The following is a 14,077-nucleotide window of genomic DNA, read 5'->3' on the forward strand; positions in this document are numbered from 1 at the left end:
CCTGACCGGGGGCGCTCTCGCTGTGGGAGGAACGCGTTCATGGCGAGCGGCGGCGACCGGGCCACCTGGGCCGACGGCCTGCGGTTCGGGTTCGGGACCCTGTCCGTGCTACGGGTGCGGGTGGAGCGCTGGGACCGGGCGGCGGCGGCCCGGGCGATGGTGACGGCCCCGGTGGTCGGGCTCGTGCTGGGGGCCCTGGCGGCCGCCGCCGGCGCTCTGGTGGCCTGGCGGGCGGGCGGTCCGCTCGGCGCGGTGGCCGCGGTGGCCGTGCTCGCCGGGCTGACCCGGGGGCTGCACCTGGACGGCCTGGCGGACGTCGCCGACGGGCTGGGCAGCGGGAAGCCGGCCGAGGACGCGCTGCGCGTCATGAAGCAGTCCGACATCGGTCCGTTCGGCGTGCTGACCCTGGTCCTGGTCCTGCTCGCCCAGGTGGCCGCGCTGGCCGGGCAGTTCGGTCACTCCCCGCTGCGCGGCGCCCTCGCGGTGCTCGCCTCGGCGACGGCCGCCCGGTGCGCGCTCGGCTGGGGCTGCCTGCGGTCGGTGCCGGCCGCCCGGCCGGGCGGGCTCGGAGCGGTGGTGGCGAGCACCGTGCCGCCCGCCGGGGCCGCCGCCGCGACGGCCGCCGCGGCGCTCGCCGTGGCCGCGGCCGGGCTGTTCGACGGCTGGTCAGTTCTCCGTCTGCCGCTGGCCGTTGTGCTCGGCGTCGGCTGCGCCCGGCTGCTGCTCGGACGGTGCGTGCGCAGGTTCGGCGGGATCACCGGGGACGTGCTCGGCGCGATGGCCGAAACCGCCGCCACCGCCTCGCTGTTCGCCCTGGCGTTGCTCGGCTGACACCGGGCGGCGCGTGATCCCAGCATGCGGACTACCATGCGTGGAGCACCGCAGCCCTGCACCGTGGCAGGTCCTGCCCGCCCGGCGCGTACCGAGGAGCCGGGGCCTCTGGTGTGCGCGGCCGCTTCCGGCGGACGCGCGCGCCAGGGGCCCCGGACCCGGGGGCCCGCCGGCGCGCAGCCTGCGACGGCGGGCTGCGCCGGTTCGGCAGCCTCGCCGTGGCCGGCCGTCTACCGCGAAAGAACAGGACGCATTACGTGACTGCATTGTCTGTGAGCACCTCCTCCGCCGCCTCGCTGCGTGCGGACGCCCTGGTGGTCGGTGTCGCGAAGGGCCCGAAGGGCATCGTGCTGGCCCCCGGCGCCGAGGCCGTCAACGAGGCGTTCGAGGGCAAGCTGGCCGAGGTCCTCGGCACCCTGGGCGCGAGCGGCGCCGAGGGCGAGGCCGTCAAGGTCCCCTCCCCCGCCGGGCTGAAGGCCGCGCTCGTGCTCGCGGTCGGCCTGGGCGAGGCCGCCGAGGACGGCTACGAGCTGGAGGCGCTGCGTCGCGCCGCCGGTGTCGCCGCCCGCACCCTGGCCGGTACCAAGAAGGCCGCGCTGGCCCTGCCCGCCGAGTCGGCGGAGGCCATCGAGGCGGTCGCGCTGGGCGGCCTGCTCGGCTCGTACGCCTTCGGCACGTACAAGGCCAACGGCAACGGCAAGGAGCCGGTCGGCGAGCTGGTCCTGCTGACCGCCCGCAAGGGCAACAAGGACGCCAAGGCCGCCGTGGAGCGCGCCGCCGCGATCGGCGAGGAGATGAACCGGGCCCGCGACCTGGTCAACACCGCGCCGAACGACCTGAACCCGAAGAGCTTCGCCGCGATCGCCCAGGCGGCCGGCAAGGAGCACGGCCTCAAGGTCGAGGTGCTGGACGAGAAGGCGCTGACCAAGGGCGGCTTCGGCGGCCTGCTGGGCGTCGGCGGCGGCTCGGCCAACCCGCCCCGCCTCGTGAAGGTGGCCTACACCCACCCGAAGGCCAAGGCCACCCTGGCCTTCGTCGGCAAGGGCATCACCTACGACTCGGGCGGCATCTCGCTGAAGCCGGCCGGCCACAACGAGACCATGAAGTGCGACATGGCCGGCGCCGCCGCCGTGTTCGCCGCCGTGGTGGCCGCCAAGCGCCTGGGCCTGGCCGTCAACGTGACCGCCTGGCTGGCGCTGGCCGAGAACATGCCGTCCGGCTCCGCCACCCGTCCGGGCGACGTGCTGAAGATCTACGGCGGCAAGACCGTCGAGGTCCTGAACACGGACGCCGAGGGCCGCCTGGTGCTGGCCGACGCGATCGTGCGGGCCGGCGAGGAGAACCCGGACGTCATCGTCGACGTGGCCACCCTGACCGGCGCCATGGTGCTGGCCCTGGGCAACCGCACCTTCGGCGTGATGGCCAACGACGACGAGCTGCGCGACGAGCTGCACGCGCTGGCCGGCGAGGCGGGCGAGCAGTCCTGGCCGATGCCGCTGCCGGCCGACCTGCGCAAGGGCTTCACCGAGTCGACCATCGCCGACCTGGCCAACATGGGCGAGCGGATGGGCGGCGGTCTGGTGGCCGGCCTGTTCCTGAAGGAGTTCGTGGCCGAGGGCACCGACTGGGCGCACCTGGACATCGCCGGTCCGGCGTTCCACGAGGGCGCGCCGTTCGGCTACACCCCGAAGGGCGGCACCGCGAGCGCGGTGCGCACCCTGGTCCGCTTCGCCGAGCAGAAGGCGAACGCCAAGGCCTGATCCCGGCATCCCCCGAGCAGGGCGTCCGCCGGTCCGGACGCCCTGCTCGGGGACCCGCTGCGACGGGGCCCGGCGCGTGTGCGCCGGGCCCCGTCGGCGTTCCCGGCCGGGTTACCTGCGAGTAGGCCCGGGGGCCGCGGCGCACTCCTGTTCGCTGCGGGCGAAACTTTGTTCCGCAGTACGGAAGAAGCCGCGGCGGATGGCGCCGAAGACGCCCGTCCGGCGGCTGTCAACACTGCTCTGAGCTGCGATGATGCCCTTCCGTCGGGGGTGTTCCCGCCCCGGTGACCACTTCCTGGGACACCCCTGGGGCGGACCCGGACATCAGCCACCGTGAACAAGTGCGAAGATGTATTTCCGGCACGACTGGGCGCCCCACAAAGGCTTCCGACCCACCGGACCGCGACCGGCCCGGCGACCCACCCCATGCATGGAGGACGTGACGTGGCGAACGACGCCAGCACCGTTTTCGACGTAGTCATTCTCGGAGGCGGAAGCGGCGGTTACGCCGCGGCGCTCCGCGCCGCTCAGCTGGGCCTGAGCGTCGCCCTGGTCGAGAAGGGTGAGCTGGGCGGCACCTGCCTGCACCGCGGCTGCATCCCGACCAAGGCACTGCTGCACGCCGCGGAGATCGCGGACGAGACGAAGGAGGCCGCCGAGTTCGGCGTCCTGGCCACCTTCCAGGGCATCGACATCAACGGCGTCCACAAGTACAAGGACGACGTCATCGCCGGCCTGTACAAGGGCCTCCAGGGCCTGGTGGCGTCCCGCAAGGTGACCTTCATCCAGGGCGAGGGCAAGCTCTCCTCGCAGACCTCGGTGGACGTGAACGGCCAGCGCATCGAAGGCCGCCACATCGTGCTGGCCACCGGTTCCGTGCCGCGCTCGATCCCGGGCCTGGAGATCGACGGCAACCGCGTGATCTCCTCGGACCACGCCCTCAAGCTCGACCGCATCCCGAAGTCGGCCGTCATCCTCGGCGGCGGCGTGATCGGCGTCGAGTTCGCCTCGGTCTGGAAGTCCTTCGGCGTCGAGGTCACCATCGTCGAGGCGCTGCCGCACCTCGTCCCGCTGGAGGACGAGAACTCCTCCAAGCTGCTGGAGCGCGCGTTCCGCAAGCGCGGCATCAAGTTCGAGCTGAAGGCCCGCTTCTCGGGCGTCGAGTACACCGAGACCGGTGTCCGCGTCTCCACCGAGAACGGCAAGCAGATCGACGCCGACCTGCTGCTCGTCGCCATCGGCCGCGGCCCGGTCTCGGCCGGCCTCGGCTACGAGGAGAACGGCGTCGCGATGGACCGCGGCTACGTCCTGGTCGACGAGTACATGCGCACCAACGTGCCCACCATCTCCGCCGTCGGCGACCTCGCCCCGACCCTGCAGCTGGCCCACGTCGGCTTCGCCGAGGGCATCCTGGTCGCCGAGCGCCTGGCCGGCCTCAAGCCGGTGCCGATCGACTACGACGGCGTCCCGCGCGTGACGTACTCCAACCCCGAGGTGGCCTCCGTCGGCATCTCCGAGGCCAAGGCCGTCGAGCTGTACGGCAAGGAGAAGGTCGTCACCCTGAAGTACAACCTGGCCGGCAACGGCAAGAGCAAGATCCTGAAGACCGCCGGCGAGATCAAGCTCGTCCAGGTCAAGGACGGCGCCGTGGTCGGCGTCCACATGGTCGGCGCCCGCATGGGCGAGCAGGTCGGCGAAGCCCAGCTGATCTACAACTGGGAGGCCCTGCCGGCCGAGGTCGCGCAGCTCATCCACGCGCACCCGACCCAGTCCGAGGCCCTGGGCGAGGCGCACCTGGCGCTGGCCGGCAAGCCGCTGCACGCGCACGACTGATTTCGCCCCACCCCCCTTTCCCGGTACTTCCCGTACGCAAGTACTTCCCGTACGCAAGACTTGATAGGAGTCGCTGAAACCATGGCGGTCTCAGTAACACTGCCCGCGCTGGGCGAGAGCGTTTCCGAGGGCACCGTCACCCGCTGGCTGAAGGCCGAGGGTGAGCGTGTCGAGGTCGACGAGCCGCTGCTGGAGGTGTCGACCGACAAGGTCGACACCGAGATCCCGGCCCCGGCTTCCGGCATCCTCTCCTCGATCAAGGTCGGCGAGGACGAGACCGTCGAGGTCGGCGCCGAGCTGGCCGTCATCGACGACGGCTCGGGCGCCCCCGCCCCCGCCGCGGCCCCCGCCGCCGAGGCCGTGCCCGCCGCCGCCCCGGCTCCGGCCGCCCCGGTCGCCGAGGCCCCGGCTGCCGCCCCGGTCCCCGCCGCCGCTCCGGCTCCGGCTGCTGCCCCGGCCGGCGACGCCACCCCGGTGCTGCTGCCCGCGCTGGGCGAGAGCGTTTCCGAGGGCACCGTCACCCGCTGGCTGAAGGCCGAGGGCGACACCGTCGAGGTCGACGAGCCGCTGCTCGAGGTCTCCACCGACAAGGTCGACACCGAGATCCCGTCGCCGGTCGCCGGCACCCTGGTGAAGATCCTGGTCGGCGAGGACGAGACCGCCGAGGTCGGCGCCCAGCTCGCGCTGATCGGCGCCGCCGGTGCCGTCGCCGCCGCCCCGGCCCCGGCTGCCGCTCCGGCCCCGGCTCCGGCCGCTGCCCCGGCTACTCCGGCTCCGGCGCCCGCTGCCCCGGCCGCCCCCGCTCCGGCTCCGGCTCCGGCCGCTCCGGTTGCCGCCGCTCCCGCTCCGGCCGCTGCCCCGGCCGCCCCGGCGCCGGCTGCCGCTCCGGCTCCGGTCGCCCCGGCTGCCCCGGCGGCCGACAACGGTGACGCCTACGTCACCCCGCTGGTGCGCAAGCTCGCCGCCGAGCACGGCGTCGCGCTGTCCTCCGTCGCCGGCACCGGCGTCGGCGGCCGCATCCGCAAGCAGGACGTCATCGCCGCCGCGGAGGCCGCCAAGGCCGCTCCGGCCCCGGCCGCCGCTGCCGCCCCGGCCGCCGCGCCGAAGGCCGCCGCCGCGCCGTCCGCCCTGCGCGGCCAGACGGTCAAGATGACCCGCATGCGCAAGGTCATCGGCGACAACATGCTGAAGGCCCTGCACGAGCAGGCCCAGCTGACCAGCGTGGTCGAGGTGGACGTCACCAAGATCATGTCGCTGCGCGCCAAGGCCAAGGAGGGCTTCCAGGCCCGCGAGGGCGTCAAGCTCTCCCCGATGCCGTTCTTCGTCAAGGCCGCCGCCCAGGCGCTGAAGGTCCACGCGGTCGTCAACGCGCGGATCAACGAGGCCGAGGGCACGGTCACCTACTTCGACACCGAGAACATCGGCATCGCGGTGGACTCCGAGAAGGGTCTGATGACCCCGGTCATCAAGGGTGCGGGCGACCTCAACATCGCCGGCATCTCGAAGAAGACCGCCGAGCTGGCCACCAAGGTCCGCGACAGCAAGATCACCCCGGACGAGCTGTCCGGCGCCACCTTCACCATCAGCAACACCGGCTCGCGCGGTGCGCTGTTCGACACCGTGATCGTGCCGCCGAACCAGGTCGCCATCCTGGGCATCGGCGCCACCGTCAAGCGCCCGGTGGTCATCGAGGCCGACGGCGGCACCGCCATCGGCATCCGCGACATGGTCTACCTGTCGCTCTCCTACGACCACCGCCTGGTGGACGGCGCCGACGCCGCCCGCTACCTGGTCTCGGTCAAGGAGATCCTGGAGGCCGGCGAGTTCGAGGTCGAGCTCGGCCTCTGACCTCACCAGGTCCCCGCGGAACCCCGCGTACGGAACCCCGCGTCGTCCCCGACGGCGCGGGGTTCCGCCGTTCCCGGCCCCCGACCGCGCCGAGTCGCGGACGGCGCGCGCCGAGTCGCGGCATGCGCTGACGCGGCCGAACGGGGATGCTGGAGCGGTGATGGACGAGACGGACTTCTGGCAGATCATCGACGAGACCCGGGACGCCGCCGACGGCGACCCCGACGAGCAGGCTGACGTACTGGTGGAACGGCTCCTCCAGCTGACACCGGACGACGTGATCGACTTCGCCCGGCTGTTCCAGGCGCGGTTCCACCGCGCCTACCGGAACGACCTGTGGGGCGCGGCCTACCTGCTGCTCGACGGCGCCTCCGACGACACCTTCGACTACTTCCGGTTCTGGCTGATCGGCCAGGGCCGGGAGGTCTTCGAGGGCGGGCTGGCCGAGCCGGACGACCTGGCGGACCTGCTGCCCGAGTTCGACGAGGAGGAGGACGGCGAGGCCGAGGACCTCGGCTACGCCGCCGACGAGGCGTACGAGCAGCTGACCGGGCTGCCGCTGCCCGAGGTGGGCGGCCGACAGCCGGAGCGGCCGTCCGGGGCGGCGCTGGACTTCGACGACCCGGACGTCATGGCCAAGCGCTTCCCCAAGCTGTGGGAGCGGTACGGGGACTAGGTGTCCCCGCCTGGCCGCCCCGGCCGTGGTTCGGCCTCGCCCCGGCCCCGTTCCGGCCGCGGTTCGGCCGCGCCCCGGTCGCGTCAGGTGCTGCTGCCGGAGGAGCTGTCCTGCTTGATGCCCTTGAGGATCTGGTCCAGCACGGAGAACTCCGGCGCGGCCGGGCTGTCGTCCACGCCGCCCTCCATGACCACGTAGCCGCCGCCCTTGGCCGGGAGGGCGACCAGCAGGACGTAGCCCTGGGTGCCGTCGGTGGTGCGGATGTGCCAGCGGGTGGCGTAGCCGAGCACGCCGGCCACGCTGACGTACCCGGAACCGGCGTCGGTGTGCGAGTTGACGCCGGAGAAGATCTGCCCGGTGTAGACCGGCATCTGGGCGTCGGCCGCCGCCTTGGGCGTGCTGCCCTGGATGGTGTCCTTCTCGACCGAGAACTGGCCGCGGATGCAGGTGCTGCCGTCCGGGCAGGTGTAGCGGCCGGTGCCGAGGTAGACCGACGAGTGCGGCGGGTTGCCGGACACCTCCCAGCCGTCGAAGACCGGCACGGTGATCCCGTGCTGCGCGTCAGGGACGGTGCTCTTGACCACCGGCAGGGGCTTGGGTGCCGTGGGGCTGCTGGTGGGCGCGGTCGGGCTGGGGCGCGGCGTGGGGCTCGCGCTCCCGGTCACGGTGACCGTGGGGTTCGGGGTCGGGTCCGCCTTCGGGTCGCCGCCGCCACCGCTGAACACGACCCCGGCGATGGTCCCGCCCACCGCCAGCACGGCGACCGCGATGCCGATGATCAGACCGGTCTTCGGCTTGGCCGCCGGGGCCGGCGGCGGGTACCCCGGGCCCGGGTAGCCGTAGCCCGGGCCCTGGGGCGGGTAACCGCCCTGGGCCTGGCCCTGGTAGGCGTCCTGGCCCTGGTAGCCGTCCTGACCGGGGTAGCCGTAGGCGGGTGCCGGGGAGCCGTTCTGGCCCGGGTAGCCGTAGGCCGGGGCCGCCGGGGAGCCGGGGTAGCCGTAGCCGGGCCGCTGGTCGGACGACGTCCAGGTCTGGGTGGGGGCGTCGGCGAGCCCGCCCGCGACGCCGCCCTGGAGCGGCCGGACCTCGCTGGTCCAGGCGCTGCCGTCCCACCAGCGCTCGTGACCGGGGGTGCCGTCCGCACCCGGGACCGGGTACCACCCGGGAGGCGTCGAGTTGCTCACGGGCGTACGGTACCCGGCGCGGTGGCGGTCCAGACAGGGCGGGACTGTCACGACTCTGCACCGTCCGTCGGGTGGCGAACCACCTCTTCCGGCGGGCCGGTCCGGGCGGCCGGCGGGTGGGCCCGGGGGCGCCCGCGCGGGCCCGCCCGTGACCGCCTGGGGTCGCCTGGGGCCGCCGGGCCTGCCCGTGACCGCCTGGGGTCGAGGCGCCCGGGTGCGCCCGCGTGGGTTCAGCCGGTGAGACGGCGGGCCATCCAGACGTCGTCCACGTACCGGCCGTCGATCAGGAACTCCTCGGCCAACGAGCCCTCGACGACGAAGCCGCAGCTCTCGTAGAGCCGACGGGCCGGCGCGTTCCAGCCGAGCACCCGCAGGCTCATCTTGCGGGCGCCCTCGGCCCGGGCCGCCTCGCAGGCCGCCTCGACCAGCCGGCGGCCGATGCCCCGGCCGCGGACGGTGCCGTCGACGGCCAGGCCCTGGATCTGCCGTACGTGCCGGTTGCTCGCCAGCGGGGTGGCCGGGATCTGACGGACGTAGCCGACGATCCGGCCGTCCAGCACGGCCAGCTGGAACTGCTCGGGGGCGTGCCGCTCGTCGAACAGCGGGGCCTGGACGTCCGGTTGCGGGGAGACGTCGGAGAGGATGGACCAGGCCGCGTGGTTGAGGACGGCGAGTTCGCGCTCGTCCTCGCTCCGCGCCGTACGGATGATCAGATCGTCGTCAGGCATGCGCGTCATGCTAACGGGGGCGTCCGGATGTGACGGGCGGTCGGGATCGCCGCGGGAGCGGGCGGGAGCTGCGAGGATGGCCGCATGCGCATCGCTGTCACGGGTTCCACGGGATTGATCGGTTCGGCGCTCGTCCGCTCCCTGCTGGCGGACGGCCATGAGGTGGTCCGGCTGGTCCGCCACCGCTCGAAGACCGGCCCCCGGCCGGACGGCAGCACCGGGATCGGCTGGAACCCGCTGCTCGGCGAGGTCGAGCGGGACGGGCTGGCCGGGGTCCAGGCCGTGGTGCACCTGGCCGGCGCCGGGATCGGCGACCGCCGCTGGACGGACTCCTACAAGCGGGAGATCCGGGAGAGCCGGGTGTACGGCACCGAGACGCTGGCCGTCGCCCTGGCCGGGCTCAAGGAGCCGCCGCAGGTCTTCGTGAGCGCCTCCGCGGTCGGCTGGTACGGGCAGACCGGTGACCGGGTGATCGACGAGGACTCCCCCGCGGGCGACGACTTCCTGGCCGAGGTCTGCCGGGAGTGGGAGGACGCCGCCCGGCCGGCCGAGCGGGCCGGGATCCGGGTCGTCCACCCCCGCACCGGGATGGTGCTCTCCGCGGCTGGCGGGGCGGGCGGGCGGCTGTTCCCGCTGTTCAAGCTGGGCCTCGGCGGGCGCCTCGGCAGCGGGCGGCAGTACTGGAGCTTCATCTCGCTGCACGACGAGGTGGCCGCGCTGCGGTTCCTGATCGACCACGACGACCTCTCCGGCGCCTTCAACCTCACCGCGCCCGACCCGGCGACCAACGCCGAGCTGACCTCCGCGCTCGGACGGGCGCTGGGGCGGCCGACGCCGTTCCCGGTGCCGGAGGCGGTGCTCAAGCTGGTGCTGGGCGAGCTGGCGATCGAGGTGGTCGGCAGCCACCGGGTGGTGCCGCGGCGGCTGCTGGACGCGGGCTTCCGCTTCACCCACCCGGACGTGTACTCGGCGGTGCTCGCGGCGATGTGACGGGTGCGCCGCGGGCGGGGCGGGGGCACGTGGGGCGGGGGCCGGTGGGATGGCGGCGCGGTGCCCGGGCCCGCTGCGGTGCCGGTGCGATGGGCGGCGCGATGGCGGCGCGGTGCCGGTGGGCGTGCCGGGTTGCTGCGCGCGCCGGGCGGCCGGACGTGCGCGCGGGTCGTGCGGAGCCGTGCGTACTCCGACTACGGCATCCGCCCTGGCCAGGGGCATATGCCGGGCGGGGGCCGAGGGGGCCCGAGGAGGGGGCGCACGGGAGCACATGGCGGGCGCGTCGCACGCCCCCGGTGACCGTACGCGCCCATCGACCCCCGAACCCGGCCGCACGGCGCACTGTCCGTGACCGCGCCCCCGCCCGGTGCCGCACAACCCTCCCCGGCCCTCGGATCCGGCCCGATGCGCTTGTCTGATGCTCACACTGACTGGGCATCACCCTCGTCGGACCGTGTCCCGGCACCCCGCTGCCTGCGTCGGCCGGAGCCCCGGGACCAGGGAGGGAGCACGCCAGTGCCCACGTACGACTTCACCCGCCGCGCCCGTCGGCCGTCCGACCCGGACGTCGTCGTGGTCGGCGCCGGACTCGCGGGCCTGGCCGCCGCCCGCGCGCTCACCGGCCACGGCCTCGCCGTTCAGGTCCTGGAGGCCACCGACCGGATCGGCGGCCGGATGGCCACCCGCGAGCAGGACGGATTCCGGCTCGACGACGGCAGCCACCTGCTGAACACCGCCTTCCCCGAGCTGCACCGCACGCTCGACCTCGACCGCCTCGACCTGCGCCCGCTCGCGCCCGGCGTGCTGGTGCACAGCGCCGGCCGCCGCTACCGCGCCGGGGACCCCCAGCTCACCGTCGCCCGGCAGGCCGCCGCCCGGGCCCCGCTCGGCAGTCCGCTGGACAAGGCCCGGCTGGGCGGCTGGCTCGGCCGCCTGGCCACCACCCCGGTCAGCCGGCTCCAGGCCCGGCCGGAGACCACCGCGGCCCGCGCGCTGGCCGGCCACGGCCTCTCCCAGCGCACCGTGGACGGCTTCCTGCGCCCGCTGCTCGGCGCGCTGCTCGCCGACCCGGCCCTCGGCACCAGCAGCCGGGTCGCCGACCTGGTGCTGCGCTCCTACGCGCGCGGGCGGCTCTGTCTGCCCGCCGACGGGGTCTCGGCGGTGCCGGCCCAGCTGGCCGCCGCGCTGCCCGTCGGCACCGTCCGCACCCGGGTGCGGGTCACCTCGATCGCCGCCGACGGCGTGGAGACCCTCGCGCACGGGCGGATCGGCGCCCAGGCCGTCATCGTCGCCACCGACGCCCGCTCCGCCGCCGAACTGCTGCCCGGGATACGGCTGCCGGACTTCCACCCCGTCACGACCTTCTTCCACGCGGCCGACGCCGCCCCGCTGGGCGAGGCCGTGCTGCTGCTCGACGGCGACCGGCCGAACGGGCACCCGCCGCTGGTCTCGCACTCGCTGGTGCTCAGCGAGCTGCACCCGTCCTACGCCCCGGCCGGCCAGGCGCTGATCGCCAGCACCGTGCTCGGGCGGCGCGCCTTCGACCTGGGCGGCCCGGCCGGGCTGGAACCGGCCGTCCGGGCCCGGCTGGCCGAGCTGTACGGCGGCTCGACCTCGGGCTGGCAGTTCCTCGGCGTGCGGCACGTCCCGGACGCGCTGCCCGCGATGCCGCCGCCGCACAACCCCCGCCGCCCGGTGCGGCTGCTGGCCGGGCTGTACGTCGCCGGGGACCACCGGGACACCAGCACCGTGCAGGGCGCGCTGGTGTCCGGGCGGCGGGCGGCCCAGGCGGTGCTGGGCGACCTCGGCCTCCCGGCCGACGCCCGGGAGGCGGAGGCGGCGGCCTGACGGCGCGAAGCGGAGGGCCGTCGGCCGAGGACCGGCTGCCGCGCCCCGCGAGGCTCCCGGCCGCCGTCGGTCCGCCGGGGTGACGGACCGACGGCGTGCCGGGACACCGGACCGGCCGGCCCGACGGTCCCGACCGTTCATCCGGTGGTGTCGACCATGCGGCCGGCCGGGCGGCGGCCCGCTGGAACGGGCGGGCGCCGCGTGGCCGGCCCCGTGCACCCCGCCGGTCGGGTCGCTGCCGCCCGTCGGCCGGGCCGCTACGCCCGTAGGTCAGATCACCCCCGCCTGGCGGGCCGTCTCCTCGAAGGCGCGGGCCACCGGGCTGCCGCGGTAGGGCGTGAGCCGGCGGTGGAAGTCCCGGACGTACTCCAGCGAGCGGGCCGAGCGCATCTCCCCCGCCGCCCGCAGCGCGTCGGTGGCCATGGTGCAGGCCTCGTCGAGGTCCCCCATGCCGAGCCGCGCGGTGGCCAGCACCAGGCGGCAGAAGATCCGGCTGCGGGCGTAGGCGGGCGAGCGCAGCCGAAGCGACTTCTCGGCGTGCTGCGCGGCCGTCCGCCACTGCTGGAGGTCGCGGTAGCAGTGGGCGAACTCGTCGGAGAGCTGGGCCTCGTCGAAGTACCGCGCCCAGGAGGGCAGTTCGTCACCCGTCCGGGCCGCCGCCAGGGAGCGCTCGGCGCGCACCAGGGCGGTGGTGCAGGACCGGACGTCGCCCAACAGGCCGTGCCCGCGCGCCTCGGCGGCGTGCATCAGCGACTGGACGACCGGCGGCACCGCGGTGCCCACGCCCTGCTGGGCGACCCGGGCGAGCTGGACCGCCTCCCGGCCGTGGCCCAGGTGGACGGCCTGCTGGCTCATCGTCACCAGCACGTAGCCGCCGAGCGCGCGGTCCCCGGCGGCCTGGGACAGGCGCAGCGCCTGGACGAAGTAGCGCTGGGCGAGGCCGTGCGCGGCGATGTCGAAGGACGTCCAGCCGGCCAGCCTGGTGAGGTCGGCGACCGCGCCGAACAGGGCCCGGCCGATCTGCTCGCCGTAGCGGCCGCGCAGCATCGGCTCGGCCTCGCTCTCCAGGTAGCGGACCAGCGCCTGGCGGGCGTGGCCGCCGCCGTAGGCGTGGTCGAGCGCGCGGAAGAGGTCGCCGACGGCGCGGATGGCGGCGATGTCTCCGCGCCCGACCCGCAGGGCGGGGCGGGACTCGCGGGCCGGGTCGGTGTACGGCGGCTCGACGGCGACCGGCGGCCGGCGGCTCTGGACCGGCACCCGGCCGATGGTGGGGGCGGTGCCGGTGGTCCCGGCGGTGCTGCGGGCGGTGGGGGCACCGGGAGCTCCGGGGGCCGGGCCGCGCGCCGGGCTCCCGGGGGACGCCCCGGGCGCGCCCGGGGCCGGGGCGCCGGTGATGGCCGCGGAGGTGGCGCTGCCGGCCGGCGGGCCGGTGGCGGCGTCCGGCCGGGCCAGGGTGGAGCCGTCCCGGGCGACCCGCTCGTCGGTGCGGCCGATCAGCCAGTCCCGGCTGGGGACGACCAGGCCGGCCGGGGTGAAGGCGATCCGGCGCAGCTCGGACTGCGGGCCGTTGTCCTTGCGCCACATGCTCGCCACGATGTCCACCGCCTCCTGCGGCGTCTCGGCGAACTCCAGGCCGGCGTAGACCGGGGCGCAGGCGTCCAGGCCGAGGTCCTGGGCGGTGAGGCGGCGGCCGAGCCGGCGGGTGAAGACCTCGGCGATCAGCGCCGGGGTGGCGCCGCGCGGCTGCTGGCCGCGCAGCCAGCGGGTGACCGAGGTCTTGTCGTAGCGCAGGTCGAGGCCGTGCTCCAGGCCGAGCTGGTCGACCCGGCGGGCGAGGCCCGCGTGCGAGAAGCCGGCCTCCTCGATCAGCGCCGCGAGCTGGCCGTTCTGCGGGGCCGGGCCGGAGTGGCCGGGGCCGCGGGCCGGGGCGGGCGCGGGCGCGGCGGGGCCCTCGTGCCGGTCGGGTGTGGCCTGCACCGGCAGCCGAAGGTCGTCGGCGTCCGGGGCGTCGGCGGGCAGCGTTTCGGCGGTCAGGGCGTCGGGGGCGTCCGGAAGGGTCCGGCCGACCGGACCTCGGTGCTGGCCGAGCGGGTCGAGCGGTCCGTACGCCGGGCTGTCGGTTGCAGGCCGTTGGGGCATGTCTGTCAACACCTCTCGGACGTCGCACCGGGCCTCACCAGCACTTCGGCGGCCTGGGGCGGCGCCCCCTGTCGGGAATCGGCGTGAATGTAGCGAGCATTCGGGCGCTATGGGTGGATCTGACCGAGCAATCCACCGAACGGGTGAAGCAACCGCGCCCATTGTGGGGAAGCGACGTCACCTTGGGTTTGCTCCTCCGGGGCCGAACCGTCGGCGGTTCCGAGGGTCGATCCGCCGTTC

General features: G+C 75.1%; 10 protein-coding genes. 7 read left to right on the plus strand and 3 right to left on the minus strand.

Annotated elements, in window-relative coordinates; genetic code table 11:
- Positions 1-39 precede the first annotated feature (39 nt).
- The 5 genes from ACIQI7_RS10270 to ACIQI7_RS10290 all read left to right on the plus strand — a co-directional run bounded on the left by ACIQI7_RS10270 (position 40) and on the right by ACIQI7_RS10290 (position 6,948).
- Positions 40-831 (plus strand): adenosylcobinamide-GDP ribazoletransferase, encoded by a 792-nt coding sequence (locus ACIQI7_RS10270; protein WP_387748798.1) that lies wholly within the window; start codon positions 40-42, stop codon positions 829-831.
- A gap of 257 nt (positions 832-1,088) precedes the next feature.
- Entirely contained in the window at positions 1,089-2,591 is a 1,503-nt protein-coding gene (locus ACIQI7_RS10275; RefSeq protein ID WP_401107182.1) for a leucyl aminopeptidase, read from the plus strand.
- 426 nt (positions 2,592-3,017) lie between these two features.
- Positions 3,018-4,424 (plus strand): dihydrolipoyl dehydrogenase, encoded by a 1,407-nt coding sequence (gene lpdA, locus ACIQI7_RS10280; protein WP_097238208.1) that lies wholly within the window; start codon positions 3,018-3,020, stop codon positions 4,422-4,424.
- Between the two features lie 81 nt (positions 4,425-4,505).
- Positions 4,506-6,272: a 2-oxoglutarate dehydrogenase, E2 component, dihydrolipoamide succinyltransferase gene (gene sucB, locus ACIQI7_RS10285; RefSeq protein ID WP_401107186.1), complete on the plus strand. Its 1,767-nt coding sequence runs from the start codon at positions 4,506-4,508 to the stop codon at positions 6,270-6,272.
- 160 nt (positions 6,273-6,432) lie between these two features.
- On the plus strand, positions 6,433-6,948 hold the full coding sequence (locus tag ACIQI7_RS10290; RefSeq protein WP_401107188.1) for a DUF4240 domain-containing protein: 516 nt from the start codon (positions 6,433-6,435) through the stop codon (positions 6,946-6,948).
- Positions 6,949-7,031: 83 nt separating this feature from the next.
- Here ACIQI7_RS10290 and ACIQI7_RS10295 read toward each other — a convergent pair whose 3' ends face one another.
- Together ACIQI7_RS10295 and ACIQI7_RS10300 are read right to left on the minus strand one after the other, a co-directional pair.
- Positions 7,032-8,132: a DUF2510 domain-containing protein gene (locus tag ACIQI7_RS10295; protein WP_401107191.1), complete on the minus strand. Its 1,101-nt coding sequence runs from the start codon at positions 8,130-8,132 to the stop codon at positions 7,032-7,034.
- Between the two features lie 230 nt (positions 8,133-8,362).
- Positions 8,363-8,860, minus strand: coding sequence for a GNAT family N-acetyltransferase (locus tag ACIQI7_RS10300; RefSeq protein ID WP_401107194.1), 498 nt, complete (start codon positions 8,858-8,860; stop codon positions 8,363-8,365).
- Positions 8,861-8,944: 84 nt separating this feature from the next.
- Between ACIQI7_RS10300 and ACIQI7_RS10305 the strand changes: the two genes are divergently transcribed.
- Together ACIQI7_RS10305 and ACIQI7_RS10310 are read left to right on the plus strand one after the other, a co-directional pair.
- The gene (locus ACIQI7_RS10305; protein WP_401107197.1) at positions 8,945-9,850 is read left to right on the plus strand and encodes a TIGR01777 family oxidoreductase; all 906 of its coding nucleotides are present in this window, start codon (positions 8,945-8,947) and stop codon (positions 9,848-9,850) included.
- 516 nt (positions 9,851-10,366) lie between these two features.
- Entirely contained in the window at positions 10,367-11,698 is a 1,332-nt protein-coding gene (locus ACIQI7_RS10310; protein ID WP_401107198.1) for an NAD(P)/FAD-dependent oxidoreductase, read from the plus strand.
- A gap of 270 nt (positions 11,699-11,968) precedes the next feature.
- On the opposite strand, the gene ACIQI7_RS10315 is transcribed toward ACIQI7_RS10310, so the two are convergent.
- Positions 11,969-13,837: a regulator gene (locus ACIQI7_RS10315; RefSeq protein ID WP_401107201.1), complete on the minus strand. Its 1,869-nt coding sequence runs from the start codon at positions 13,835-13,837 to the stop codon at positions 11,969-11,971.
- Positions 13,838-14,077: the final 240 nt, after the last annotated feature.

It is taken from the genome of Kitasatospora sp. NPDC092039 (genome assembly GCF_044756065.1).
GTDB lineage: Bacteria > Actinomycetota > Actinomycetes > Streptomycetales > Streptomycetaceae > Kitasatospora.